This is a genomic window from Enterobacter sp. Lyrl_3 (assembly GCF_051948675.1).
Lineage (GTDB): Bacteria > Pseudomonadota > Gammaproteobacteria > Enterobacterales > Enterobacteriaceae > Enterobacter > Enterobacter cloacae.
Map to the genome: position 1 here is coordinate 104,897 of NZ_JAYJLI010000011.1, position 26,534 is coordinate 131,430.

At 56.7% G+C, this 26,534-nt stretch carries 26 protein-coding genes and 1 pseudogene; 10 read left to right on the plus strand and 17 right to left on the minus strand.

What is annotated here, in order from left to right; all coding sequences use genetic code 11:
- Position 1 precedes the first annotated feature (1 nt).
- The 8 genes from ugpE to livK form a co-directional block, all read right to left on the minus strand.
- Entirely contained in the window at positions 2-847 is an 846-nt protein-coding gene (gene ugpE, locus VF709_RS18245; RefSeq protein ID WP_440232130.1) for a sn-glycerol-3-phosphate ABC transporter permease UgpE, read from the minus strand.
- Positions 844-1,731 carry a sn-glycerol-3-phosphate ABC transporter permease UgpA gene (gene ugpA, locus VF709_RS18250; RefSeq protein WP_013099126.1) on the minus strand — a complete coding sequence of 296 codons (888 nt, stop codon included), beginning with the start codon at positions 1,729-1,731 and terminating at the stop codon, positions 844-846. The genes ugpE and ugpA overlap by 4 nt, the downstream gene beginning before the upstream one ends.
- A gap of 102 nt (positions 1,732-1,833) precedes the next feature.
- Positions 1,834-3,150 carry a sn-glycerol-3-phosphate ABC transporter substrate-binding protein UgpB gene (gene ugpB / locus VF709_RS18255; RefSeq protein WP_029883603.1) on the minus strand — a complete coding sequence of 439 codons (1,317 nt, stop codon included), beginning with the start codon at positions 3,148-3,150 and terminating at the stop codon, positions 1,834-1,836.
- A 244-nt stretch (positions 3,151-3,394) separates the two neighbouring features.
- Positions 3,395-4,108, minus strand: coding sequence for a high-affinity branched-chain amino acid ABC transporter ATP-binding protein LivF (gene livF, locus VF709_RS18260; protein WP_013099128.1), 714 nt, complete (start codon positions 4,106-4,108; stop codon positions 3,395-3,397).
- 1 nt (position 4,109) lies between these two features.
- Positions 4,110-4,877: a high-affinity branched-chain amino acid ABC transporter ATP-binding protein LivG gene (gene livG, locus VF709_RS18265; RefSeq protein WP_013099129.1), complete on the minus strand. Its 768-nt coding sequence runs from the start codon at positions 4,875-4,877 to the stop codon at positions 4,110-4,112.
- On the minus strand, positions 4,874-6,151 hold the full coding sequence (livM, locus tag VF709_RS18270) for a branched chain amino acid ABC transporter permease LivM (RefSeq protein WP_014833590.1): 1,278 nt from the start codon (positions 6,149-6,151) through the stop codon (positions 4,874-4,876). Before livM ends, livG begins: the two co-directional genes overlap by 4 nt.
- A complete protein-coding gene (gene livH / locus VF709_RS18275; protein WP_013099131.1) occupies positions 6,148-7,074 on the minus strand; it encodes a high-affinity branched-chain amino acid ABC transporter permease LivH in 927 nt (308 codons plus the stop codon). Before livH ends, livM begins: the two co-directional genes overlap by 4 nt.
- 46 nt (positions 7,075-7,120) lie before the next feature.
- Positions 7,121-8,230 (minus strand): high-affinity branched-chain amino acid ABC transporter substrate-binding protein LivK, encoded by a 1,110-nt coding sequence (livK, locus tag VF709_RS18280; protein ID WP_038420760.1) that lies wholly within the window; start codon positions 8,228-8,230, stop codon positions 7,121-7,123.
- 424 nt (positions 8,231-8,654) lie between these two features.
- On the opposite strand from livK, the gene panM reads away from it, so the two are divergent.
- Positions 8,655-9,038: an aspartate 1-decarboxylase autocleavage activator PanM gene (gene panM / locus VF709_RS18285; protein ID WP_440232134.1), complete on the plus strand. Its 384-nt coding sequence runs from the start codon at positions 8,655-8,657 to the stop codon at positions 9,036-9,038.
- Positions 9,039-9,129: 91 nt separating this feature from the next.
- Here the strand turns inward: panM and livJ are convergent, their stop codons facing one another.
- The 6 genes from livJ to ftsY all read right to left on the minus strand — a co-directional run bounded on the left by livJ (position 9,130) and on the right by ftsY (position 16,111).
- Positions 9,130-10,230: a branched chain amino acid ABC transporter substrate-binding protein LivJ gene (gene livJ / locus VF709_RS18290; RefSeq protein WP_014833593.1), complete on the minus strand. Its 1,101-nt coding sequence runs from the start codon at positions 10,228-10,230 to the stop codon at positions 9,130-9,132.
- A gap of 196 nt (positions 10,231-10,426) precedes the next feature.
- The gene (locus VF709_RS18295; protein ID WP_038420762.1) at positions 10,427-11,692 is read right to left on the minus strand and encodes a 4-aminobutyrate--2-oxoglutarate transaminase; all 1,266 of its coding nucleotides are present in this window, start codon (positions 11,690-11,692) and stop codon (positions 10,427-10,429) included.
- Positions 11,693-11,828: 136 nt separating this feature from the next.
- Complete coding sequence (gene rpoH, locus VF709_RS18300; RefSeq protein WP_008500093.1) at positions 11,829-12,686, minus strand: RNA polymerase sigma factor RpoH; 858 nt, start codon at positions 12,684-12,686, stop codon at positions 11,829-11,831.
- 251 nt (positions 12,687-12,937) lie between these two features.
- Positions 12,938-13,993: a permease-like cell division protein FtsX gene (ftsX, locus tag VF709_RS18305; protein ID WP_149896850.1), complete on the minus strand. Its 1,056-nt coding sequence runs from the start codon at positions 13,991-13,993 to the stop codon at positions 12,938-12,940.
- Positions 13,980-14,651: a cell division ATP-binding protein FtsE gene (gene ftsE / locus VF709_RS18310; RefSeq protein ID WP_057071758.1), complete on the minus strand. Its 672-nt coding sequence runs from the start codon at positions 14,649-14,651 to the stop codon at positions 13,980-13,982. Before ftsE ends, ftsX begins: the two co-directional genes overlap by 14 nt.
- A 2-nt stretch (positions 14,652-14,653) precedes the next feature.
- Positions 14,654-16,111: a signal recognition particle-docking protein FtsY gene (gene ftsY / locus VF709_RS18315; RefSeq protein WP_100168769.1), complete on the minus strand. Its 1,458-nt coding sequence runs from the start codon at positions 16,109-16,111 to the stop codon at positions 14,654-14,656.
- 127 nt (positions 16,112-16,238) lie between these two features.
- Here ftsY and rsmD point away from each other — a divergent pair, with 127 nt between their 5' ends.
- Together rsmD and VF709_RS18325 are read left to right on the plus strand one after the other, a co-directional pair.
- Positions 16,239-16,841 (plus strand): 16S rRNA (guanine(966)-N(2))-methyltransferase, encoded by a 603-nt coding sequence (gene rsmD, locus VF709_RS18320; protein WP_029883606.1) that lies wholly within the window; start codon positions 16,239-16,241, stop codon positions 16,839-16,841.
- Complete coding sequence (locus tag VF709_RS18325) at positions 16,825-17,106, plus strand: DUF1145 family protein (protein WP_013099143.1); 282 nt, start codon at positions 16,825-16,827, stop codon at positions 17,104-17,106. The genes rsmD and VF709_RS18325 overlap by 17 nt, the downstream gene beginning before the upstream one ends.
- A 54-nt stretch (positions 17,107-17,160) precedes the next feature.
- Here VF709_RS18325 and VF709_RS18330 read toward each other — a convergent pair whose 3' ends face one another.
- Entirely contained in the window at positions 17,161-17,517 is a 357-nt protein-coding gene (locus tag VF709_RS18330; protein WP_029883607.1) for a DUF2500 domain-containing protein, read from the minus strand.
- 129 nt (positions 17,518-17,646) lie between these two features.
- On the opposite strand from VF709_RS18330, the gene VF709_RS18335 reads away from it, so the two are divergent.
- The 5 genes from VF709_RS18335 (at position 17,647) to VF709_RS18355 (ending at position 23,510) form a co-directional block, all read left to right on the plus strand.
- Positions 17,647-18,273, plus strand: a complete 627-nt coding sequence (locus tag VF709_RS18335; protein WP_013099145.1) for a lysoplasmalogenase — start codon at positions 17,647-17,649, stop codon at positions 18,271-18,273.
- Positions 18,274-18,349: 76 nt separating this feature from the next.
- Complete coding sequence (gene zntA, locus VF709_RS18340) at positions 18,350-20,524, plus strand: Zn(II)/Cd(II)/Pb(II) translocating P-type ATPase ZntA (protein WP_114519306.1); 2,175 nt, start codon at positions 18,350-18,352, stop codon at positions 20,522-20,524.
- Between the two features lie 196 nt (positions 20,525-20,720).
- Positions 20,721-21,692: a TRAP transporter substrate-binding protein gene (locus VF709_RS18345; protein ID WP_013099147.1), complete on the plus strand. Its 972-nt coding sequence runs from the start codon at positions 20,721-20,723 to the stop codon at positions 21,690-21,692.
- An 11-nt stretch (positions 21,693-21,703) separates the two neighbouring features.
- Positions 21,704-22,213, plus strand: a complete 510-nt coding sequence (locus VF709_RS18350; protein WP_013099148.1) for a TRAP transporter small permease — start codon at positions 21,704-21,706, stop codon at positions 22,211-22,213.
- A gap of 10 nt (positions 22,214-22,223) precedes the next feature.
- Positions 22,224-23,510: a TRAP transporter large permease gene (locus VF709_RS18355; RefSeq protein WP_440232140.1), complete on the plus strand. Its 1,287-nt coding sequence runs from the start codon at positions 22,224-22,226 to the stop codon at positions 23,508-23,510.
- 4 nt (positions 23,511-23,514) lie between these two features.
- Here VF709_RS18355 and tusA read toward each other — a convergent pair whose 3' ends face one another.
- Positions 23,515-23,757, minus strand: a complete 243-nt coding sequence (gene tusA, locus VF709_RS18360) for a sulfurtransferase TusA (RefSeq protein ID WP_014833603.1) — start codon at positions 23,755-23,757, stop codon at positions 23,515-23,517.
- 167 nt (positions 23,758-23,924) lie between these two features.
- Between tusA and VF709_RS18365 the strand changes: the two genes are divergently transcribed.
- Both VF709_RS18365 and VF709_RS18370 read left to right on the plus strand, forming a co-directional pair.
- Entirely contained in the window at positions 23,925-24,590 is a 666-nt protein-coding gene (locus tag VF709_RS18365; RefSeq protein WP_013099151.1) for a 7-cyano-7-deazaguanine/7-aminomethyl-7-deazaguanine transporter, read from the plus strand.
- 72 nt (positions 24,591-24,662) lie between these two features.
- Positions 24,663-25,220, plus strand: a complete 558-nt coding sequence (locus tag VF709_RS18370; protein WP_013099152.1) for a DcrB family lipoprotein — start codon at positions 24,663-24,665, stop codon at positions 25,218-25,220.
- 4 nt (positions 25,221-25,224) lie between these two features.
- On the opposite strand, the pseudogene VF709_RS18375 reads toward VF709_RS18370, so the two are convergent.
- Positions 25,225-26,477: pseudogene (locus VF709_RS18375) on the minus strand (MFS transporter).
- Positions 26,478-26,534: the final 57 nt, after the last annotated feature.

A 26,534-nucleotide genomic window follows, 5' to 3' on the forward strand; every position in this document is an offset into this window, starting at 1 on the left:
CTTATTTCTCACTGTCTACTAAACCACGCACAAACGCACGCTGCATGGCTAAAACGATAACGACCGGGGGGATAAGGGTGAGCAGCATCGCCGCCATCACCTGGTTCCAGAGAGTGGTGCCTTCGCCGGTGGCGATCATGCCCTTGATGCCCGCCACGGCGGTGCCGAGGTTGACGTCCTGAATAATCAGCAGCGGCCACAGGTACTGGTTCCAGCCGTAGATAAAGGTGATCACAAACAGCGCCGCGAGGTTGGTTTTCGACAGCGGCAGCACGATGTCGCGGAAAAAGCGCATCGGTGATGCACCGTCAATGCGCGCGGCTTCAATCAGCTCGTCCGGCAGCGTCATAAAGAACTGGCGGAACAGGAAGGTGGCAGTCGCAGACGCCATCAGCGGCAGGGTTAAGCCCGCGTAGCTGTCGAGCATCTTCAGGTTGGCGATCACTTCCACCGTCGGGAAGATACGCACCTCCACCGGCAGCATCAGGGTGATAAAAATCATCCAGAAGAAGAGGTTACGCAGCGGAAAGCGGAACCAGACGATGGCGAAGGCCGAGAGCATCGACACCGTGATTTTGCCCACCGTAATGCCGAACGCCATGATGAAGCTGTTGAGCATCATCAGCCAGAACGGCGCGCTGTTGGCCCCCACACCCTGGGTCCAGATGGTTTTCATGTTCTCAAAAAGATGCGTGCCTGGGATCAGCGTCATCGGCGTGTCGAACACCGCTTTGGTGTCCAGCGTGGCGGCGACAAACGCCACGTACAGCGGAAAGAGGATGACGATAATCCCCAGAATCAGCATGGTATGGCTGAAAATCGTCAGCCCGTGACGGTTCTCAATCATTGGTAGCGCACCTTACTTTCGACATAGCGGAACTGCACCACCGTGAGGATGATGACGAGGAACATCAGCACGACGGACTGCGCGGCGGAGGCCGAGAGATCCAGCCCGGCAAACCCTTCGCGGTAGATTTTATAAATCAGCGTCGTCGTGGCCTGCACCGGGCCACCGGCGGTGGCCGCGTCGATGACCGGGAAGGTGTCGAAAAAGGCATACACCAGGTTCACCACCAGCAGGAAGAAACTCACCGGGGCAATCAGCGGCAGCGACAGCCTGAAGAAGCGGCGGATCGGGCCTGCACCGTCAATGGCGGCGGCTTCCACCAGCGAACGCGGAATGGACTGTAGCGCGGCAAAGAAGAACAGGAAGTTGTAGCTGATCTGCTTCCACACCGAGGCGAACACCACCAGGAACATCGCCTGGCCGCTATTCTGGGCGTGGTTCCAGTCGTATCCGAATTCCGCCAGAAAATGGGTAATTAACCCGCGTCCGGGGTTAAACAGGAAGATCCACAGCACGGCGGCGACCGCTGGTGCCACGGCGTAGGGCAGCAGCATCAGGGTCTGATACAGACGGCTGCCACGCACCACATAATCCACCAGCGCGGCGAAGAACAGCGAGGCAACAAGGCCGCTCACGGTGACCAGCGCGCTGAATTTGATCGTCGTCCAGAAAGAATCCAGGTAGTAGCTGTCGTGGAACAGCGCGGTGAAATTGTCCAGGCCAACAAACTGGCTGGAAAGCCCAAACGGATCAACGCTTTGCACCGAGTACCAGAGCGCTTCGCCCGCAGGCCAGATAAAGAAGATAACGGTGATGACCAGCTGAGGCGCGACCAGCAGATACGGCAGCCAGCGGGAACGAAACACCGGACGGGATGATGACATTGAGATTTGGTTCCTGAACAGTGCCGGGTGGCGGCTACGCCTTACCCGGCCTACATATGGCACGTCGTAGGCCCGGTAAGCGCAGCGCCACCGGGCATTTTTTTACGATTTGGTGGACTGCTCAAAGCGGCGCAGCAGCTGATTTCCGCGCTCTACCGCTGAATCCAGCGCCTGCTGTGGCGTTTTCTTGCCGGTCCAGACGCTTTCCAGCTCTTCGTCGACAATGGTGCGGATCTGCGGCATGTTGCCCAGACGCAGCCCTTTGGTGAACGGCAACGGCGGCTTGTTCAGCATCTGACGCGTCGCGATATCCGCACCCGGATTCTTGCTGTAGAAGCCCTGCTCGCGGGTCAGGTCATAGGCAGCTTTGGTGATCGGCAGGTAGCCGGTTTTCTGGTGCCATTCGGCCGCGTTTTCAGGTTTCGCCAGGAAGTCGAGGAACTCGGCCACTCCTTTGTAGGTGCCGGCGTCTTTACCCTGCATCACCCACAGGCTTGCTCCGCCGATGATGGCGTTCTGCGGCGCGCCTTTCACGTCTGCGTCGTACGGCATCATGCCCACGCCATAGTTGAATTTGGCATAGTGACGGATATCCGCCAGCGAGCCGGACGAGGCGGTGGTAATGGCGCAGTCACCGTTGTAGAACTTCTCGGTGGATTCGTCTTTACGTCCGAAGTAGCTGAAATCACCCTTCTTGTTCAACTCTTCCAGCAGCGCGATGTGCTTCACCTGCTCTGGCTTGTTGAACTCCAGTACCGCGTCGGTGCCATCGAAACCGTTGTTTTTGGTGGCTACCGGCAAGCCGTGCCAGGCGCTGAAGTTTTCAATCTGGATCCAGCCCTGCCAGCCGCTGGCGTAGCCGCACTTCATCCCCGCCGCTTTCAGCTTCGCGGTGTACTCCGCCAGATCCTGCCAGGTTTTTGGCGGCTGCTCCGGGTCTAAACCGGCTTTCTTAAAGGCGTCTTTGTTGTAGTACAGCACCGGCGTCGAGCTGTTAAACGGCTGAGACAGCAGATGGCCGGTTTTAGAATCGGTGTAGTAACCCGCTACGGTCGGCACAAACTGGGATTCGTCGAAGTTGATCCCCGCCTCTTTGAACACTTCGTAGACCGGTTTGATGGCTTTGGAGGCCATCATGGTCGCGGTGCCTACTTCGTACACCTGCAAAATGGCAGGCGCATTACCGGTACGGAAGGCGGCAATGCCCGCGCTCAGGCTCTGCTCGTAGTTACCTTTGTACACCGGCACAATTTTGTAATCCGGATGGGAGTCGTTGAAACGCTGCGCCAGGGAGTCAACCTCTTTACCCAACTCCCCTTCCATGGAATGCCAGAACGGAATGGTCGTCACAGCCATTGCGTTCGTCGCAAAAGCCAGACCCAGTGCCAGACCCAAAGCTGTGTGTCGTAACGATGTCATTGTCATCTCTCTTATTGTGCCGGATGCGCGATATCACGCGTTTTATGCTCGCGAGGTAACATGACATGCTCGAATGACAGAAAAATAACTGTTTGTTTACAGATAAGTGACAACAAAAGGTCAGCGGGATGATGGTTGTGTGAAGGGGTTTATGTGAAAAAGCCGGGTGGCGGCTTCGCCTTACCCGGCCTACTCGATCCCGTAGGCCCGGTAAGCGTAAGCGCCACCGGGCAATACAGACGGCTCAGCCGCCTAAATACGCACTCCGCACCGCTTCATTGGCCAGCAGCGCATCGCCGGTATCCTCAAGCACCACGTGGCCGTTCTCCAGCACGTAACCGCGATCGGCGAGCTTCAGCGCCTGGTTGGCGTTCTGCTCGACGAGGAAGATGGTCATCCCCTCTTTACGCAGCTGTTCAATGGTGTCGAAGATCTGCTGAATGATAATTGGCGCAAGACCCAGCGACGGTTCATCCAGCAGCAGCAGGCGCGGCTGGCTCATCAGGGCGCGGCCGATCGCCAGCATTTGCTGCTCACCGCCGGACATGGTCCCCGCACGCTGAATACGACGCTCCCACAGGCGCGGGAAGAGTTCGTACACCCACTTGATACGGGACTGATACTGGTCGCGGTCAGCGAAGAAGCCGCCCATCGCCAGGTTCTCTTCCACCGTCATGCGCGAGAAGACGCGACGCCCTTCAGGGACTATCGCCACCGCTTCACGCATGATTCTGGCGGTCTGCCAGTCGGTGATGTCTTTGCCATCAAACACAATCCGACCGCTGGTGGCGCGCGGGTCGCCGCACAGGGTACCAAGCAGCGTGGTTTTGCCCGCGCCGTTAGCCCCAATCAGGGTGACGATTTCGCCCTGATTGATATGCAGGCTGACGTCGTGCAGCGCCTGGATCTTGCCGTAGTGGGCACTTACCTTGTCAAACGTTAACATCGCTTTTTCCATCTTATGCCTCACCCAGGTATGCGCGGATCACGTCCGGGTTGTTGCGGATCTCATCCGGCGTGCCGTTTGCCAGCGGCGTCCCCTGGTTCACCACGTAGATACGGTCAGAGATACCCATTACCAGCTTCATATCGTGCTCAATCAGCAGGATAGTCGTGTCGTGATGATCGCGAAGCTCAGCAATCAGCTCGTCCAGCTCTTTGGTCTCTTTCGGGTTGAGGCCCGCAGCGGGTTCATCGAGCATCAGGATTTCCGGCTGCGTTACCATGCAGCGCACAATCTCAAGGCGACGCTGGTCACCGTACGCAAGGTTACTTGCCTGGCGGTTGGCATGCGGCAGCAGACCGATACGGTCAAGCCATGTTGCCGCACGATCCAGCGCTTCGCTCTGCGCACGGCGGAAGGCTGGCGTCTTCAGCAGGCCGGAGAACAGACCGGTTTTCAACTGCTGATGCTGTGCCACCAGCAGGTTCTCAATCACCGTCATCTCGCGGAACAGACGCACGTGCTGGAAAGTACGCACTACGCCCATGCGGGCAATCTGCTGGCCCGGCAGTCCTTCCAGGTGCTGGTCGCGCAGCATGATGGTGCCGCCCGTCGGCTTGTAGAAACCGGTCAGGCAGTTAAAGACCGTGGTTTTTCCCGCACCGTTCGGGCCAATCAGGGAGACGATCTCTTTCTTGTGCAGATCCAGATTCACATTGTTGACCGCCAGCAGGCCGCCAAAACGCATCATAAGACCGTTAACGGATAATAATGGCTGACTCATGCCTGCTCTCCTTTTGCTTGCCCGTTCTTCAGCTTCAGCTGTGGACGGGTCATCGGCAGCAGACCCTGCGGACGCCAGATCATCATCAGCACCATCAAACCACCCAGCATCAGCATGCTGTATTCGTTAAAGTCACGCATCAGCTCGCGTGAGACCACCAGCAGAATGGCGGCGAGGATAACAGCAAACTGCGAACCCATCCCGCCGAGTACCACAATCGCCAGCACAAAGGCGGATTCGGCAAAGGTGAACGATTCCGGGCTGACAAAGCCCTGACGCGCGGCAAACAGCGTGCCGGCAAAACCGGCAAACGCGGCGCTGATGGTGAACGCAGTCAGCTTAATGCGAGTCGGGTTGAGGCCCAGGGAGCGGCAGGCGATTTCATCTTCACGCAGCGCTTCCCACGCACGGCCCAGCGGCATACGCAGCAGGCGGTTAATCACGAACAGCGTGATGACCACCAGCAGCAGCGCCACCATGTAGAGCCAGATGACGCGGTCGGACGGATCATACTTCACGCCAAAGAAGTTGCTGAAGGTATCCCAGCCGCCTTCACGGGCGGTACGGCTGAACTCCAGACCAAAGAAGGTTGGTTTCGGGATCTGGCTGATGCCGTTCGGGCCGCCGGTCACCTCGGTATTGTTGAGCAGCAGGATACGGACGATTTCGCCGAAGCCTAAGGTCACAATCGCCAGGTAGTCACCGCGCAGGCGCAGCACCGGGAAGCCAAGCAGGAAACCTGCCGCGGCAGAGACCAGCCCCGCCAGCGGCAAGCACGTCCAGAAGCCGAGACCGTAATAGTGGTTCAGTAGCGCAAAGGTATACGCGCCAATGGCGTAGAAACCGCCGTAGCCCAGTACCAGCAGGCCAGAGAGCCCCACCACCACGTTCAGGCCCAGACCCAGAATAACGTAGATCATGGTCAGGGTGGCGATATCTACCGTGCCGCGCGAGACCACGAACGGCCACGCCACCGCAGCCACCAGCAGCGCCACGAGGAACAGCTTCTGCTTAACGGTGGAGCCGTCGATAGCCGGCAGGACAAACTTCGGTCCTGAGACGCCTTTCAGCGTTTTCTGGAACAGCGGACGCAGCAGCTGGAACAGGAACACCACGGCGGTGCCGATAAAGACCCACTGCCAGCGAATGTCTGCGGCGGTGTCCACCACAAGCTTTGTGCCGTTCAGCTCTAACTGAACGCCCATAAAGACGCCCGCCAGCACGAAGAACATGGCGGCAGAGAGCAGCGCCATTGCAAAATGCATCGGTTTCATACTTTCTCTACCTCCGGACGACCCAGAATACCGGTAGGCATCACCAGCAGAACCAGAATCAGCAGGGCAAACGACACCACGTCTTTATACTCGGTACTCAGATACGCTGAGGAGAGCGCTTCTGCCACGCCCAGAATCAGGCCGCCAATCATCGCGCCTGGAATACTGCCGATACCGCCCAGTACCGCCGCGGTAAAGGCTTTCATCCCGGCCATAAAACCGATGTACGGGTTAATTACGCCGTAGAACTGGCCGAGCAGGACGCCTGCGACGGCCGCCATCGCCGCGCCGATCACAAAAGTGAGCGCAATCACGCGGTCAGTGTTGATGCCGAGCAGGCTCGCCATCTTCAAATCTTCCGCGCAGGCGCGGCAGGCGCGTCCCATGCGGGAGTAGCGGATGAAGAGCGTCAGAGCGAGCATCGCAATAAAGGTCACCACCCAGATCACCAGTTGCATGGTGGTGATAGAGGCAGAGAAGTTTTCGCTGGCGCCGACAATCCACTGGCCGTTGAACAGGCTTGGCAGCGCCACATCGCGCGAGCCTTCGGTCAGGCTGACGTAGTTTTGCAGGAAGATAGACATCCCAATCGCGGAGATCAGGGCAATCAGGCGCTTGGAGCTGCGTACCGGCCGGTAGGCCACCCGCTCGATGCTCCAGCCGTAGGCGCTGGCAATCACAATCGCGCCGACAAACCCGGCGGCGACCAGCAGCCAGCTGCTGTCGATACCCATCATCATCAGGGCGGCGATAATCATAAAGGAGACGTAGCTACCGATCATGTACACCTCGCCGTGGGCGAAGTTGATCATGCCGATAATGCCGTACACCATCGTATAGCCGATGGCAATCAGCGCGTAGGTGCTTCCCAGCGTGACGCCGTTAAACATCTGCTGCAGGAAATAGAGAAACTGCTCGGACATATGCAAACCTTTTTATACCCGCCCGGCGGTCCGGGCGGCGGGATAATTATTTGGCGGCCGAAGACGAACCGTCGGCGTGCCACTTAAAGACACCAAATTCAAATCCCTTCAGATCGCCTTTCTCATCCCAGTTCAGCGGCCCAATCACGGTGTTCGCCCCGTGTGCTTTTAAATCTTTCACCAGATCCAGCGGTTCTTTGCTGCCAGTACGGTCCAGCGCGGTGGCCAGTGACTGCACGGCGGCGTAGGTGATCCAGACGTATGGACCACTTGGATCTTTCTTCTGCGCCTTGAGCGCATCCACGATAGCCTTGTTCGCCGGATCCTGGTCATAGCGTTTTGGCATTGTCACCAGCATGCCTTCAGCGGCATCCCCGGCGATGTTAGACAGGGAGGCGTTACCCACGCCTTCTGGACCCATGAACTGGGTTTTCAGACCGACAGAGCGCGCCTGGCGCAGCATCTGGCCCATTTCCGGGTAATAACCACCGTAGTAAACGAAGTCGATATTCTCTTTTTGCAGACGGGCGATCAGCGCAGAGAAATCTTTCTCACCCGCGGTAATCCCGTCGAAGAAGACAATATTTGCGCCGCCTTTTTTCAGCCCGTCCTGAACGGAACGCGCCAGGCCTTCGCCGTACTGCTGTTTGTCATGAATAATGGCAATGCGCTGCGGTTTAACCGTCTCGAGAATGTATTTCGCCGCGGTCGGCCCCTGGGAGGAGTCCAGACCGGCGGTACGCATAATGTGCTGGTAGCCGCGCTGGGTCAGCTCCGGGTTGGTGGCACCAGGGGTAATCATCAGAATACCTTCGTCTTCGTAGATATCAGACGCAGGCTGAGTGGACGATGAGCACAGATGGCCGATCACATACTGGATGCCATCGTTCACGATTTTGTTCGCCACCGCGACGGCCTGTTTTGGATCGCAGGCGTCGTCGTACTCCACGCCCACCAGCTTGTCGCCTTTGATGCCACCTTTGTCGTTGATGTCTTTAATTGCCTGACGTGCGCCGTTGAACTCCATGTCACCCCACTGGGCAACAGGCCCGGACATGGCACCGACCACCGCAACTTTAATCTCTTCCGCCATGGCTGCATGCGAGAGAGACAATGCAACCATGCCCGCGATTAACGTCTTCGCGTTCCTTTTCATCTCTGAATCCCCATTCGTGATGTCGTGTATATATTTTGTTTTATTATGGTTAAAAAGCATTCTGTACTTTTAATGCACAACGCTATTTTTACCAGTGCCTTTAATGGTTTAGCGCAGGTTTTTATCAAAAACCAGACTAAAATCTCTATTTTTCAGGCGATTAAGCAAAGATAATATTCTGAAATCAGGCAGAGATAAACAAATAAAAGTGCAGTTTGCAGCATAAAATAACGGTACAAAGCGCCGAATAAATCACTGCCATTCAGGTTAAAATTCTGCTTATTTTTCGATCCATGTGTTTTCAAACTGCACTTCGCCCTGGCAAAAAACTAATCACCTGGTAACGGGGAATAAAAAGAGGAAGCCGCTGAGCGAATAAATTGAGTACACTGCCTCTACTCAATTTGATTTGGACAAGCAGCTAATGAAACTGACTATCGTTCGTCTGGTGACCTTTAGCGACCAGGATCATATCGACCTGGGCAAGATCTGGCCGGAATATTCCCCTTCGTCGCTGAGCGTTGACGAAACCCACCGTATTTATGCCGCGCGCTTCAACGAGCGTCTGTTGGCTGCTGTGCGCGTGACGCTGAGCGGCACGGAAGGGGCGCTGGACTCTCTGCGCGTGCGTGACGTCACCCGTCGTCGCGGCGTAGGACAGTACCTGATTGAAGAAGTGATCCGTGAAAACCCGAGCAGTACCTCCTGGTGGATGGCCGACGTAGGCGTGGAGGACCGTAGCGTGATGGCGGCGTTTATGCAGGCGTTAGGGTTTACGGCGCAGAAAAATGGGTGGGAGAAGCGCTAGATTTGTGCGGCCTGATGCCCTCACCCCAGCCCTCTCCCACGGGGAGAGGGGGCAAACATTAAAAAAGGCAACTTACGTTGCCTTTTTGCTTTTATTTGGCGTCAGTAGCAGTACCGTTGGCATGCCAGTCAAACACGCCGAACTCGAAGCCCTTCAGATCGCCCTTCTCATCCCAAGAGAGCGGCCCCATCACGGTATCAACAGAGTTCGCTTTCAGCCAGGTGGCAATCTCAGCCGGATCGGCTGACTGGTTCAGACCCGCCTGCAGAGACTGCAGTGCTGCGTAGGTGGTCCAGACGAACGCGCCGCTTGGATCCTGTTTCTTCGCCTTAATGGCATCTACAATCGGTTTGTTCGCAGGGACCTGGTCGTAGTTCTTCGGCTTGGTCACCAGCAGGCCTTCCGCAGACTCACCGGCAATGTTAGACAGGGAAACGTTCGCCACCCCTTCCGGCCCCATGAACTGGGTTTTCAGACCCGCTGCACGAGCCTGACGCAGGATCTGCCCCATTTCCGGGTGGTAGCCACCGTAGTAAACAAAGTCGATATTTTCTTTCTTCAGACGCGCCACCAGGGTAGAGAAGTCTTTCTCACCGGCGGTGATACCATCAAAGAAGACGACGTCAGCATTCGCTTTCTTCAGGTTGTCCTGCACGGAGCGCGCCAGACCTTCACCGTACTGCTGTTTGTCATGAACGATCGCGATACGCTTCGGCTTCACTTTTTCGACAATGTATTTGGCGGCCGTTGGGCCCTGATCGGAGTCCAGACCGGTGGTGCGCAGGATCAGCTTATAGCCGCGCGACGTCAGCTCCGGTGCCGTTGCCGCCGGGGTGATCATCAGGATGCCTTCGTCTTCGTAGATATCAGACGCAGGCTGGGTGGAAGAGGAGCACAGGTGACCGATAACGTATTTGATGCCGTCGTTCACCACTTTGTTCGCCACGGCAACCGCTTGTTTCGGGTCACAGGCATCATCATATTTTACGATCTGCAGTTTTTCGCCTTTGATACCGCCCTTCGCATTAATGTCGGCAACCGCCTGCTCTGCGCCCGTAAATTCCTGGTCGCCATACTGTGCTACCGGACCGGACATCGCGCCCACCACGGCCACTTTAATATCGGCCTGCGCCATGGTGCTGAATGCCAACGCGATACATCCTGCCAGTAACGCTTTACCCTTCATGTTCATCCTGAGATTCCCCATTATTATGGTTATTACGATTGTTGTGATGTTGTTGTGTAGCGCTTTATTTCAGTTATAGGTATGCCAGTCGCGCTTTTTCAGCATACTCTGCTAAAACATACCCCATTTTTATGATTTTGGAATAGCAAATTTGAAATGAATATATGATAAGCCCGGCAGGAATTTCACCGGGCTTCTGGCTTTAACGAGTCAGCGACGCAGAAATAATGTCCAGCGCTTTACGGAACTGCACTTCAGGGATTGTGAGCGGATAGAGGAAACGGATGACGTTACCGTACACGCCGCAACTCAGAAGCAGAAGGCCTTCCTGCAGGGCTCGCTCCTGAACCTGACGGGTGAATTCCGGTGACGGCAGCCCGGATTGCGGATCGTTAAACTCCACCGCCACCATTGAGCCTTGCGCGCGGATATCCGCGATATACGGACAATGTTCCTTCGCTTTGTTCAGTACTTCCACCAGATGATGACCCAGGTGCGCCGAGCGCGTACAAAGATCGTCTTCATCAATCACGTCCAGCACGGCATGTGCGGCGGCGATCGCCAGTGGGTTACCGGCGTAGGTACCGCCCAGTCCGCCAGGCGCAGGCGCGTCCATCACCTCGGCGCGGCCCGACACTGCCGAGAGCGGCATGCCACCCGCCAGGCTTTTCGCCATGGTGATCAGATCCGGCTTCACGCAGTGGTGTTCCATCGAGAACAGTTTTCCGGTACGCGCAAAACCGCTTTGCACCTCATCGGCGATCAGCAAAATACCGTGGGTATCGCACAGGGCGCGCAAGGCCTGCATAAAATCCGCCGGTGCGATATTGAAACCGCCCTCACCCTGAACCGGTTCAAGAATAATGGCCGCGACCTGGTCCGGGGCAATGTCCGCTTTGAAGATACGCTCCAGGCTTTTTAATGCCTCCGCCGTACTGACACCGTGCAGTTCATTGGGGTATTGGGCGTGATATACCGAGCCAGGAAACGGCCCGAAACCCAGCTTGTAAGGGGCAACTTTCCCCGTCAGCGCCATGGTCATCGAGGTGCGTCCATGAAAAGCACCGCCAAAGGCGATCAGGCCAGGGCGTCTGGTGTATGCGCGGGCAATTTTTACCGCGTTTTCGACGGCTTCTGCCCCCGTTGAGAAGAAGGCGGTTTTGGCCGGGCCGTCAATCGGCACACGCGCGTTGATTCGCTCGGCAAGCGACACATAGCCTTCGTACGGCACAATCTGGTACGCCGTGTGGGTGAAGGCATGAAGTTGTTTTTCAATGGCGGAAATGATTTTTGGATGGCGATGCCCGGTGTTCAGCACCGCTATTCCGGCGGCAAAGTCGATATACTCGTTGCCCTCGACGTCCCACACCGTGGCGTTTTCAGCTTTATCGGCATAGAAGTTACACATCACGCCGATGCCGCGCGGCGTCGCCTGTAAACGCCGGTCGTTCAGTTCGTTATTTTTCACCCTGTCCCCCTGAGAAAGTCGCCTGCTTAGCGCATCAGTAAGTGTTTGCCAGGGGGGAGAAATTCGCCAGAGTGGGCGCTAAAAAAACAAAACCCCCGGATTCGCATCCAGGGGCTCTCGTCATACTTCGCGGGAATTACGCTTCAATCGCGGCGCGAAGTTTTTTCATGGCGTTCTTTTCAAGCTGACGCACACGTTCAGCGGACACGCCATAGCGGTCGGCCAGTTCCTGCAGCGTGGACTTGTTGTCTTCGTCCAGCCAGCGGGCACGGATAATATCCTGGCTACGCTCGTCAAGACCTTCCATCGCATAGCTCAGCTTGTTCGCGGCCTGATCTTCCCAGTTGTCCTCTTCAATGCCGTCAGCAAAGTTAGAGGTCTTATCCTGCAGATACAGTACCGGCGCCATTGGCTGGCTGTCGGACGCATCGTCATCGGAAGACATGTCAAAAGTCATGTCCTGCGCGGCCATACGGGATTCCATCTCACGCACATCTTTGCTGGAAACACCCAGCTCGCGCGCCACCATTTCTACTTCATCCTGATTGAACCAGCCCAGACGCTGCTTGGTTTTACGCAGGTTGAAGAAGAGTTTGCGTTGCGCTTTTGTCGTGGCGACTTTCACGATACGCCAGTTGCGCAGCACGTATTCGTGAATCTCTGCTTTGATCCAGTGCACAGCGAAGGAGACCAGTCGTACACCCACTTCCGGGTTAAAGCGACGTACAGCCTTCATCAGGCCGATGTTACCTTCCTGAATCAAATCCGCCTGCGGCAGGCCATAGCCCGCATAATTACGAGCAATGTGAACAACAAAGCGCAGGTGAGACAGGATCAGCTTTTTCGCTGCTTCCAGATCGCCCTGGTAATGCAGCTTTTCAGCAAGCTCCTTTTCTTCCTCGGCCGTTAACATCGGCCAGGTGTTCGCAGCCCGGATATACGATTCCAGGTTACCAACAGGGGCTAAAGCTAAAGTTTGCATTTCTTTGGTCATTCATTCCTCTCAATGTTTCTTCTGGTCCAGGTTGTCCCCATCAGGCAACAACCATGCCAAAGCGTTTGAGCAACGAGATTAGCATTCACTCTTTTATCAGACAGTGATTTTATCCACAAGTTCCAGGTGCAACGGTGAATAAATTACGCACAAAATGTGACATGGAGATGATAACAGGGGAAGAGACAACAGGGACGCTTTCCCTGCAGAGCGAACATCTCGGTGCAGGGAAAGATTATATCACGCTTTTCTTAGTCGGGAGTAAAGTGGCGTAAATGTTGAACCGTCGCCAGCCATGCTGCCACCCAGCCAATCATGGAGCAGACCAGCAGCAGAAGAAGGCACTCATCGAACCCTAAGCCACTGATATCAAACTTAGTTCCGAAGACCTGCGCCACCTCGGTCACGGCGGAGGAGAGCCGCATCACCAAAATTTCTGACAATATCAGTGAAAGAAATGCGCCGGAAAAACCGAGCAATGCGCCGCCGTAAAGGAACGGACGCAGGATGAAGCCATCCGTCGCACCAATCAGCTTTTGCACGTTGATGGTATCGCGGCGGGCGAAAATGCTCAGGCGCACGCTGTTACCGATGACGAGGAACACCGCCGCCACCATCAGCACGCCAATCATCGCCGACACGCGCCCCACCAGCCCGGTCAGTGCGGCAAGACGCGCAAACCAGCTGTCGTCCATACGCACTTCATCAATGCCTTTAATGGTAGAGATGCGGTCGCGCAGCGTATTAAGTGAATCCGTTCCCTGGAAGTCGAGCTTCGGGATCACCACCGCCACGGCCGGCAGCGGGTTCTCTTCGAGCATATCCAGCGCGCCGCCAAAGCCTGACCAGTTACGGAACTCACCCAGCGCTTCTTCGCGGGAAAGGTAGTTCACCTTCTCCACGCCCTTCTCGGCCTGGATTTGCCCCACCACCTGCGTCGCGGCGTTATCGTCGAGCGCTTTGTCCAGATAGACCGTGATCTGCGGAGACGGATAATACTGCGACGCCGCCTGATTCACGTTCTTATAGACCATATAGCAGACGCTTGGCAGCGTCAGCGAAATGGCGATAACCATCACCGTCAGGAACGTCGCCAGCGGTTTACTTTTCAGATCCTGCAACGCGCCGTGGAAGGCGTAACGTACCTGTTCATTGAACACGTTGGTTTTGCGGGAGTTTGGCTTCGGCGCGGCTTTCGCCCGCTTCGGCGCATTACGGTTACCGTCACCGCCACCCTGCGGCTTACGGAAACGGTCAAACCGGTTCCCGAACTGCCGAATCTGGTTCATTGCATCACGCTTGTTCACCGTAGCCTCCGTGCAAATGCCCGTCGCTCAGGGTCAGCATGCGGTACGAACGGCGGGAAATGAGCCCGATGTCGTGCGTCGCCATCAATACCGTCACCCCAACGCGGTTGAATTCCTCAAACAGACGCAAAATCCCTTCAGAAAGGGCGTCGTCCAGGTTACCGGTCGGTTCATCCGCCAGCAATACCGCAGGCTTGTTCACCACCGCACGGGCAATGCCCACACGCTGCTGTTCACCACCGGAGAGCTGGATCGGGAAGTTCTTCGCTTTGTCCAGCAGCCCGACCTTATCCAGCGCCGCAGAGACGCGACGGCGGATATCATCATAGCTGGCACCGGCAATAATCAGCGGGATCGCCACGTTATCGAAAACGGTGCGATCCATCAGCAGGTGGTGATCCTGGAAAATCATCCCGATCTGGCGACGCAGGAACGGCACTTCGCGATTCTTAAGACGGCTAATTTCATGGCCGCTGAACCAGATTTTCCCGGCGCTTGGCCGTTCAATCCCACAGATAAGCTTGAGCAGGGTACTTTTCCCCGCGCCGGAATGGCCGGTCAGGAATGCCATCTCGCCTGGCTGCAGGTGGAAGGTCACCCCCTGCAGCGCTTGTCTCCCACCGAGATAGGCCTTGCTGACGTGTTCAAAGCGAATCATTGTTAGTCCTCTCGGGCAAATAATGCCTCAATAAAGTCGTCCGCCTTAAACGGACGCAAATCCTCAATACGCTCGCCCACACCGATGTAACGAATAGGAATGCCGAACTGATCGGCCACGGAGAAGATCACCCCGCCTTTCGCGGTGCCGTCCAGTTTGGTCAGCGTGATCCCGGTCAGTCCTACCGCTTCATGGAACAGCTTCGCCTGGCTGACAGCGTTCTGTCCGGTGCTGGCATCGATGGTCAGCATAATTTCATGCGGTGCGTCTTCGTCCAGCTTCTTCATGACGCGGACGATTTTCTTCAACTCTTCCATCAGGTGCGATTTGTTCTGCAAACGCCCTGCGGTATCGGCAATCAGGACATCCACATTTCGCGACTTCGCCGCCTGGATGGCGTCAAAGATCACGGACGCGGAATCTGCACCGGTGTGCTGCGCAATCACCGGAATGTTGTTGCGCTGGCCCCACACCTGCAGCTGTTCAACCGCCGCCGCGCGGAAGGTATCACCCGCCGCCAGCATCACCGTTTTACCCTGCTGCTCGAACTGACGCGCCAGTTTGCCGATGGTGGTGGTTTTCCCGACACCGTTAACGCCAACCATCAGAATAACAAATGGCGTTTTGCCTTCAATATTAAGCGGTTCGTCAACTTTTGCGAGAATTTCACCCATCTCGTCTTTCAGCAGGCCGTACAGCGCTTCGGCGTCGCGCAGCTGTTTGCGGCTCGCCCCTTCGGTCAGGTTGGCGATGATCTTACGGGTGGTTTCCACCCCAACGTCCGCAATCAGCAACTGCTCTTCCAGCTCTTCAAACAGATCGTCGTCGATCTTTTTGCCGCGGAACAGACTGATAAATCCGGAACCTAAATTTTCTTTAGTTTTTAACAGGCTGCGTTTCAGGCGGGCAAAGAAACCTTCTTTGGTCGGTTTTTCCTGCTCCTGAACGATCTCCTCTTCGGCCTGCTCTTCCACCGGCACGACGATAACCGCTTCTTCAGCCGCCTGAGCGGCCAGCGCCTGGGCTTCCAGCTCTTCGTCGGTCAGCGCCGGCTCATGTGCCGCTTCTTCTTCCACCGCGTCGACAATTTCCACGGTTTCCGCTTCGGCCTGCCACTCTTCAGGGGAAACGTCGTCCGCTTTTACCTCTTCCGGCAGCGGCAACTCTTCATGTTCGATAACGGCCTGCGGCGCTTCAGTAACCGCTTCAACAACAGGTTCTGGCTTTTCGCTCTCCTGAACCTGTTCGGTGATCTCAACCACCTCTTCAGCAAAGGCTTCAGTCTCTTCTTTGCTGTGCGCATGCTCTTCCGCTTCGACAACCGCGGCGGTTTCTACAGGCGTTTCAGGCTGAGACTGCTCTTCAACGGCTTGTTGTTCTTCGGTTTTCTGTTCTGTTTCTTGCTCTTTTTCACCGAAACCCAGCCAGGAAAAGAAGCCACGTTTTTTTTGTTTTGCCATCTGCGACTACACTCCTCGCGGCGCTATATACATGGAAGCTAAAAAAATGATGAAATAGTCTAACACTTTACTTAATTGACATCACCGCCCGCAATCGCAGGCCAATTGTTAACAGAGCTTTCCTGAGATGAAGAAACCCAACCGCGCCCCAGCCGGTCAAATTCGTATTATCGGTGGCCAGTGGCGAGGCCGGAAACTCCCGGTGCCGGACAGCCCCGGTTTACGCCCAACCACCGACCGCGTGCGTGAAACGCTGTTTAACTGGCTGGCCCCGTCAATGGTAGACGCCCACTGCCTCGACTGCTTTGCGGGCAGCGGAGCATTAGGGCTGGAAGCCCTCTCGCGCTACGCCGCCAGCGCCACGCTGCTGGAGATGGAGCGCGGCGTCGCGCAGACGCTGCAGCAAAATCTGGCGACGCTGAAAGCCACCAACGCCAAAGTGGTGAACACCAATACGCTCAGTTTCCTCGCGCAGCCAGGCACGCCGCACAACGTGGTGTTTGTCGATCCGCCGTTCCGTAAGGGGCTGCTGGAAGAGACGTTATCCCTGCTGGAAAGCAACGGCTGGCTGGCGGATGACGCGCTGATTTACGTTGAAAGCGAAGTGGAAAATGGGCTACCGCCAGTGCCGGTTCACTGGGATTTACACCGCGAAAAAGTGGCGGGTCAGGTCGCTTATCGTCTGTATCATCGTCAGGCACAAGGAGAATCCAATGCCAGTACTGATTAATCTGGGACGTTTGCTGATGCTGTGCGTCTGGGCGTTTTTACTGCTCAATCTGGTGCATCCGTTCCCGCGCCCGATGAATATCTTTGTGAACGTGGCGTTTATCTTTACCACCTTCATGCACGCCCTGCAGATGGTGATGCTGAAAAACGGCCTGCCAAAAGACGGCCCGCAGATGACCGGCTGGCAGCAGCTGCGCGTGTTTATTTTCGGCGTGTTTGAACTGCTGGTGTGGATGAAGAAGTTTAAGGCGCAGGTGAAGAAGTAAGGTGCGGTCTGATGCCCTCACCCTAACCCTCTCCCACAGGGAGAGGGAACCGTATTATTCAGCCCTGAACCCTTCAAACCGCGACCCTTTGTAACTCAGCATCCCTTTCTCACCTACCGTCAGCTGATGGTACTGCTGCGCCTCCAGGCGGAAGGTCATCTCCAGGCCGCCCGTTTCCGGCTTAAAGCTCGCTTCATAGCGCATGGTTGTTCCCGCAGGGGTAACCTGTTGCTGGCGCGAGCGCCGGTCATTAAGGGGTTTTTCGCGTTTATTGCTCACCACCACGCGCTTTTGCATCAACGGCGCGGCGTCGTTATCCGCCTTCTCGCGGCGCTGCTGCACAAAACGGAACGAGGCGGCAATGACGATAATCGCCACCACGATAATGAAAAACAGCGGCATCTTGCTCATTCAACAATCCCATAAGATTATGCGGAATTCAGGATACCCTGACTCCCCTGGCATTGCCAAACGCCTGCCCGCATCACTACACTGAAGATGAAACTGATTATTCAGCCTTAACAGATACAGGGAGTTAATATGCTTTGGTCATTTATCGCTGTCTGTTTTTCCGCATGGCTTTATGTCGATGCGTCATACCGCGGTCCGGCCTGGCAGCGCTGGTTGTTTAAACCCGTCACGCTGTTGCTGCTCCTGCTGCTTGCCTGGCAAGCGCCGATGTTTAACGCCATCAGCTACCTGGTCCTCGCCGGGCTGTGTGCTTCTCTGATTGGCGATGCCTTAACCCTGCTGCCGCGTCAGCGTCTGCTGTATGCCGTGGGGGCGTTCTTCCTGTCGCATCTGCTTTACACCATCTATTTTGCCAGCCAGATGACGCTATCCTTCTTCTGGCCGCTCCCGCTGGTGCTGCTGGTGATCGGCGCGCTGCTGATCGCGGTGATCTGGTCACGCCTGGAAGAGATGCGTCTGCCTGTCTGCACGTTTATTGCCATGACGCTGGTGATGGTGTGGCTGGCCGGTGAACTGTGGTTCTTCCGCCCAACCTCACAGGCGATGTCCGCTTTCTTTGGCGCGGCGCTGCTGTTAATCGGCAATATCGTCTGGCTGGGCAGCCACTATCGCCGTCGTTTCCGGGCTGATAACGCGATTGCCTCCGCCTGTTACTTTGCCGGGCACTTCCTGATTGTGCGTTCGCTGTATATCTAAATAAGCCTTGACTCTGGAGTCGACTCCAGAGTGTATGCTGCGGTTAATGAGAAAATTATCATTACCGGAGAGTGCCATGTCGACTCCAGAAACACCTAAAAAAGCCCCACACTTTTCAGCATTTAAGCTCAGCCCGGTGCCAGCGAAAGATGACTGCTGCTGTGACGGGGCATGCGAAACGCAAAACGCGCCGCCGCTGCCTGAAAGCGGAAACCATTACAGCTGGGTGGTTGACGGCATGGATTGCGCGGCCTGCGCCCGCAAAGTCGAAAATGCGGTAAAACAGATCCCCGGCGTCAGCCACGTGCAGGTGCGCTTTGCGACCGAAAAACTGCTGGTCAGCGCCGAGAGTGACGTTAGCGAGCAGGTTGTGTCCGCCGTCAGCCAGGCCGGTTATTCCCTGCGTAGCGAAACGACCCCCGCCGAAAAAACCGCTCCGCTGCGAGAAAATCTGCCCCTTATCGCGCTCGTGATTATGATGGCCCTGAGCTGGGGTCTGGAGCAGATCAACCACCCGTTTGGCAATCTGGCGTTTATCGCCACCACGCTTGTCGGGTTGTATCCCATTGCCCGCCAGGCGCTGCGGCTGATGAAAAGCGGCAGTTGGTTCGCCATCGAAACGCTGATGAGCGTGGCGGCTATCGGCGCGCTGTTCATTGGTGCCACAGCGGAAGCGGCCATGGTGCTGCTGCTGTTCTTAATTGGCGAACGTCTTGAAGGTTGGGCGGCAAGCCGGGCGCGTAAAGGGGTCAGCGCCCTGATGGCGCTTAAGCCCGAAACCGCCACACGAGTAGCCGGAAACGAACGCCAGACGGTGGCCATTAACGCGCTGCGTCCAGGCGATGTGATTGAAGTCGCTGCCGGAGGGCGCCTGCCTGCGGACGGTACCCTGCTCACCGCCACCGCGAGCTTCGACGAAAGCGCCCTCACCGGGGAGTCGATTCCGGTTGAACGCACGGCCGGTGAAAAAGTACCTGCGGGCGCCACCAGCGTCGACCGTCTGGTCCAGCTCACGGTACTTTCCGAACCCGGTGACAGCGCCATCGACCGTATCCTGAAGCTGATCGAAGAGGCCGAGGAGCGTCGCGCCCCCGTCGAGCGATTTATTGACCGCTTCAGCCGGATTTACACCCCCGCCATCATGCTGGTTGCCCTGCTGGTCACTATCGTTCCGCCGCTGTTCTTTGGTGCGCCGTGGGAAGGCTGGATTTACAAAGGTCTGACCCTGCTGCTGATTGGCTGTCCGTGTGCGCTAGTGATCTCCACCCCGGCGGCCATTACCTCCGGTCTGGCGGCAGCGGCACGTCGTGGCGCCCTGATAAAAGGCGGCGCGGCGCTGGAACAGTTAAGCCAGGTGCAGCAGGTGGCGTTCGATAAAACCGGCACGCTGACCGTCGGCAAGCCGCAGGTCACCGGCGTGTATCCGCAGGATATCGATGAAGATGAACTGCTGGCGCTGGCCGCCGCCGTTGAGCAGGGTTCCACTCACCCGCTGGCGCAGGCGATTGTGCGTGAAGCGCAGTCGCGCGGGCTGGCCATTCCGGCGGCAACGGCGCAGCGGGCGCTGGTTGGGGCCGGGATTGAGGCCGACATCGACGGTAAAAAGGTGCTGATTGTCGCGGCGGGTAAGTTTTCTAACCCAGAGGTTGAGGCGTTAGAACAGACCGGACAAACTGTCGTAACCGTCATGCAGGACGGCGTCGCCAAAGGCATGCTGGCACTGCGCGATACCCTGCGTGATGATGCGAAAGAGGCCGTCGCGGCGCTCCATCAGCTGGGCGTCCAGGGTGTGATCCTCACCGGCGATAACCCGCGTGCCGCCGCCGCGATTGCCGGAGAGCTGGGGCTGGACTTTAAGGCCGGATTACTGCCTGCGGACAAGGTCAGTGCCGTGACGGAGCTGAACAGCCATGCTCCGCTGGCGATGATCGGCGACGGAATCAACGATGCGCCAGCGATGAAAGCATCCACCATCGGGATTGCCATGGGCAGCGGTACCGACGTGGCGCTGGAAACCGCCGATGCCGCGCTCACCCATAACCGCCTGACCGGGCTGGCGCAGATGATTTCCCTGGCACGCGCCACGCGCGCCAATATTCGCCAGAACATCAGTATCGCCCTGGGGCTGAAAGGGATTTTCCTCGTCACCACCCTGCTCGGCATCACCGGGCTGTGGCTGGCGGTGCTGGCGGATACCGGCGCGACGGTGCTGGTGACGGCTAACGCGCTCCGCTTACTGCGACGCAAATAACACGCAATGCACGCCTGGCCGGGTAAAGCGTAACGGCAACCCGGCCTTCCCTTCTCAAAAATCTAAACCAGCGTTTCAGAAATTCACGCTTTTGTGAGGCGCTTCACCTCCGTTTTCCAGGCCATAGTGTAATTTTTAAACGTACAAAACTAAAACACCGTTTTAACACTTACCTCACTACCCTGGAGTTGACTTGATGAAAACGACCCTCAAGCCGTTACTGGCCGCTCTGTGTCTGTCTGCTTTTGCCTGCTCCGTTTCTGCGCAAACCATTAAAGCCGCCGATGTGCATCCTGAAGGCTACCCGAACGTGGTAGCCGTACAGCACATGGGGGAGAAACTCAAACAACAAACCGACGGCAAGCTGGAGATCAAGGTCTTTCCCGGCGGCGTGCTCGGGGATGAAAAGCAGATGATTGAACAGGCGCAGATGGGGGCGATCGACATGATCCGTGTCTCCATGGCTCCGGTGGCGGCGATCCTGCCCGATATCGAAGTCTTTACCCTGCCCTATGTGTTCCGCGATGAAGACCACATGCACAAAGTCATCGACGGCGATATCGGCAAGCAGATTGGCGACAAACTGACCGCCAACCCCAAATCGCGGCTGGTGTTTCTCGGCTGGATGGATTCCGGCACCCGTAACCTGATCACCAAAACGCCGATCGTCAAACCGGAGGATCTGAAAGGCAAAAAAATCCGCGTTCAGGGAAGCCCGGTGGCGCTGGCGACACTGAAAGACATGGGGGCTAACTCGGTGGCAATGGGGGTCAGTGAGGTCTACAGCGGCATGCAGACCGGCGTAATCGACGGCGCTGAGAATAATCCGCCGACCTTCATCGCCCATAACTATATGCCGATCGCCAAAAACTATACCCTCAGCGGCCACTTCATTACCCCGGAAATGCTGCTCTACTCGAAAGTGAAATGGGACAAGCTCAGCGCAGACGAACAGCAGAAAATCCTGACCCTGGCGCGCGAAGCGCAGTTCGAACAGCGCAAGCTGTGGCAGGCCTATAACGCCGAGGCGCTGGCGAAGATGAAAGCCGGTGGCGTGCAGTTCCACGAGATCGACAAATCGGTATTTATCAAAGCCACAGAGCCGGTGCGCGCGCAGTATGGCGAAAAGCATCAGGACCTGATGAAAGCCATTGCTGACGTTCAGTAAACGGAGAACGTATGTCCGAACTCTACCTGAAGTGGATGGACCGGCTGTATCTGCTCGCCATGGGCGTAGCGGGATGCGCGCTGCTGGTGATGACGGTGGTGATCCCGATTGGCATCTTCTCGCGCTATGTGCTGAATCGCGGTGAATCCTGGCCGGAGCCGATTGCCATCATCTGCATGGTGACCTTTACGTTTATCGGCGCGGCGGTGAGCTACCGTGCCGGGTCACACATCGCGGTGAACATGCTGACCGACCGACTGCCAGACATGCTGAAAACAGCGTGTGCGCGCGTGGTGGATCTGCTGATGCTGCTGATCTCGCTGATTATGTTCTGGTACAGCTACTGGCTGTGTGTCGAGCTCTGGGAGCAGCCGGTCGCCGAGTTTCCGATCCTGACGTCAGGGGAGAGTTATCTGCCGCTGCCGATTGGTTCTGCGGTGCTGATCCTGTTTGTCATTGAACGTCTGCTGTTTGGCTCACAGGAAAACCGTCCTGTGGTGCTGATCGGCAACCACAGTTAAGGGGTGAACAATGGATGCATTCGTTTTGTTATTCACCCTCGCCATTTTGCTGGCGCTGGGTATGCCGGTGGCGTTTGCCGTCGGCTTAAGCGCCGTCGCGGGCGCGTTGTGGATCGAGTTACCGCTCGAAGCGCTGATGATCCAGATCACCAGCGGGGTTAACAAATTTACCCTGCTGGCGATCCCGTTTTTCATCCTGGCGGGGGCGATCATGGCGGAAGGCGGCATCGCCCGACGGCTGGTGAATTTCGCGTATGTCTTTGTCGGTTTTATTCGCGGCGGGCTGTCGCTGGTGAATATTGTGGCCTCCACCTTTTTCGGCGCGATTTCCGGTTCATCGGTGGCGGATACGGCCTCCATCGGCAGCGTGATGATCCCGGAGATGGAGAGAAAGGGGTATCCCCGCGAGTATGCGGCGGCGGTCACCGCCAGCGGGTCGGTGCAGGCGATTTTAATCCCGCCCAGCCACAACTCGGTGATCTACTCGCTGGCCGCAGGCGGTACGGTCTCCATTGCCACGCTGTTTATCGCAGGCGTGCTGCCGGGGCTGCTGCTGGGACTGTGCCTGATGACGCTGTGCCTGTGCTTTGCCCATAAGCGCGGCTATCCAAAAGGCGAAAAGATCCCCTTTAAACAGGCGCTGAAGATTTTGCTGGACGCTCTGTGGGGGCTGATGACGGTGGTAATTATCCTCGGCGGGATCATGTCCGGGATATTCACCGCCACCGAATCCGCGGCGGTCGCCTGTCTGTGGGCATTCTTTGTCACCATGTTCATCTATCGCGACTACGCATGGAGCGAACTGCCTAAGCTGATGTGCCGGACGGTGAAAACGGTCACTATCGTGATGATCTTGATTGGCTTTGCGGCGGCGTTTGGCGCGGTGATGACCTACATGCAGTTGCCTGTGCGCATTACGGCGTTCTTCACCTCGCTCTCGGATAACAAGTACGTGATCCTGATGTACCTCAACATCATGCTGCTGCTGATTGGCACCCTGATGGATATGGCGCCGATCATTCTGATCCTGACGCCGGTGCTGTTGCCGGTGACCCAGTCGCTTGGGATCGACCCGGTCCATTTCGGGATGATCATGATGGTGAATCTGGGGATCGGGCTTATCACGCCGCCAGTGGGTTCGGTGCTGTTTGTGGCCAGTGCGGTAAGCAAGCAGAAAATCGAGCATGTGGTGCGCGCGATGCTACCGTTTTACGGCATGCTGCTGCTGGTGCTGGGAATGATAACGTACATCCCGGCGATTTCGCTGTGGCTGCCGGGATTGTTAGGCATGCAGTAGGGGGTTACCCCTTGCGGATTAAATACCGGTACGGCAGCGCTTCGGTCTGCTGTGCCACCAGTTCATGCTCCATAAAGGTACAAAAACCGGGGATATCGCGGGTGGTTGCCGGATCGTCAGCGATGATCAGCAGCGTTTCGCCGGTTTGCATATTGCGCACGGTTTTGCGCACCATCATTACCGGCTCAGGGCAGCGGAGGCCCTGTGCATCAAGGGTGTGGTCTGGAGTGGAAAACAGATCGGTCATGGTGTTCTCGGTCAGATAAAAACGGCTGTAGTTTACGCCCCGTAGCCAGCAATGCAAACCAGGTTAACGGTTGCGTAAAAACTAACCATTGCATTGTCCTGCCAAAGCAGTATCATGCTGCGGTTTTTATTGGGTTCCCTCACCCCAACGTATAAAAAGGTCACAATATGACGCCGTTTTCTGAATCGCAGCGCGTAAAAGCGTTGTTCTGGCTTTCGCTTTTTCATCTGCTGGTGATCACCTCCAGTAACTATCTGGTGCAGTTGCCGATTGCCATCTTTGGTTTCCATACCACCTGGGGCGCGTTCAGCTTCCCGTTTATTTTTCTCGCCACCGATCTGACCGTGCGTATTTTTGGCGCACCGCTGGCTCGCCGCATTATTTTTGCGGTCATGCTGCCGGCGCTGTTCGTGTCTTACGTTATTTCCTCCCTGTTTTACATGGGAAGCTGGCAGGGCTTTGAGGCGTTAACCCACTTCAACCTGTTTGTTGCCCGAATCGCTACTGCAAGCTTTATGGCCTATGCGCTGGGGCAGATCCTCGACGTGCACGTATTTAACCGCCTGCGTCAGAATCACCGCTGGTGGATGGCCCCCACCGCCTCGACGCTGTTCGGCAACGTCAGCGATACGCTGGCCTTCTTCTTCATTGCCTTCTGGCACAGCCCGGATGCGTTTATGGCTGAACACTGGATGGAAATTGCGCTGGTGGACTACTGCTTCAAGGTGCTTATCAGCATTGTCTTCTTCCTGCCGATGTACGGCGTGCTGCTGAATATGCTGCTGAAAAGACTGGCAGATAAATCTGAAATCACAGCATTGCAGGCTGGTTAAGGGTTCGCTTTATCAGTTGTGATAAGATGGACAAATGAGCCGTTATGGCCGTTTATCGAAAGGAAGAAGTCAATGCGCAATCTGGTTAAATATGTCGGGATTGGCCTGCTGGTTGTCGGCCTTGCAGCCTGTGATAACAGCGATACGAAAACGCCTGCTCAGGGCGCGTCTGCAGAGAGCAACGCAACCGGTCAGCCGGTGAACCTGCTGGACGGTAAACTCAGCTTCTCTCTGCCAGCGGATATGACTGACCAGAGCGGCAAGCTGGGTACCCAGGCGAACAACATGCACGTCTATTCCGATGCAACCGGGCAGAAAGCGGTGATTGTGATTGTGGGCGACGATACCAGCGAAGACCTGGCCGTGCTGTCCAAACGTCTGGAAGATCAGCAGCGCAGCCGCGACCCGCAGCTGCAGGTGGTGACGAACAAGTCCATCGAACTGAAAGGCCACACGCTGCAGCAGCTGGACAGCATTATCTCTGCAAAAGGTCAGACGGCTTACTCTTCCGTGGTGCTGGGTAAGGTGGATAACAAACTGCTGACCCTGCAGATCACCCTGCCAGCGGAAGATCAGCAGAAAGCGCAGACTGCCGCTGAAAACATCATCAACACCATCGTGATTCAGTAACGCGTCAGGATGATGACGTGGCCTCCGGTGCCTGCACCGGGGGCCATTTTTTTAGCCGCCACGTGAGCATCAGGGCCATCACCACCAGACCCGCAGCCGCAAGATAGATTACCGGCACGCCTGCCCAGGCCATGACCAGCCCTGCCAGCGGCCCGGTAATGCCCAACGACATATCCATAAACACCGTGTAGGTTGCCAGCGCCGCCCCCTGATTCTGCGGCGGCACGGCTTTCACCGCCACCACGCCCAGCGCCGGGAAGACCAGCGAAAAACCGGCTCCGGCGAAGAACACGCCAATTTTTGCCATCCACGGCGCGGTCGCTATACCGGTCAGCAGCAGCCCGACAATCTCAACGGCAAAGCAGATCATCGCTACATTCAGCCCGCCCAGGCGGTTAATACCGTTCGGGAAGAGCAAACGGGCACCCACGAACGCACAGCTGAACAGGGTTAACGCAAAGGCCGCCCCGTCCCAGCCTTTGGCGTCATAAAACAGGGTGATAAAGGTGGCGATCACCCCAAAGCCGGTGGTTGCCAGCGCCAGTGCCATACCATACGGCCAGACGCGCCCCAGCACTGCCCGGAACGGCAGCGGTTTGCCTTTGCTGGCCTTCACTTTCGGGCGCGGCAGGGCAAACAGGATCGCCACCAGCGCGACCACCATAATGGTGCCCGCCAGCCCGTACAGTCCGCCATACGCATAGCACATCACCCCAAGCGGGGCGCCAAGCGCCATTGCCCCGTAGGTGACAATGCCGTTCCAGGAGATGACCCGGCCAATGTGCGGTGCCCCGACCACGCCTACGCCCCACAGCGTCGAGCCGGTTCCTGCCAGGCTTTGCCCAATACCGAGGATCACCCGGCCCAGGCACAGCAGCACCAGGCTGACCAACGGCCAGTGGCTGGTCGTTGCCGCCAGCAGGTAACTCAGGCCACTGAGAAAACAGCCGCATAATCCTGTGATCACAATGCTCTTCGGCCCGAACAGATCCGCGTAGCGACCCGCATGCGGGCGGCTCAACAGCGTGGCGAAGTACTGCAGGCTAATCACCAGCCCCGCCCAGAATGCGCTAAACCCCATCACGTCATGCACATAGCCCGGCAACACCGCCAGCGGCAGGCCAATCGTCAGATAACTGGCAAAGTTAAAAATCACAACGGAGACAATGCGCAGATTAAGGCGTAATCCGCTTAATGCCGGTTCGGCGGCGGGTTCGGGCATGAGGTTTTACCTGGATTTTTGCAACAGTGTTTCACTATTACCACGACGCCAGCAGAAAATCAGCAGCGACTTTCAGATTAACGGTGCCAGAC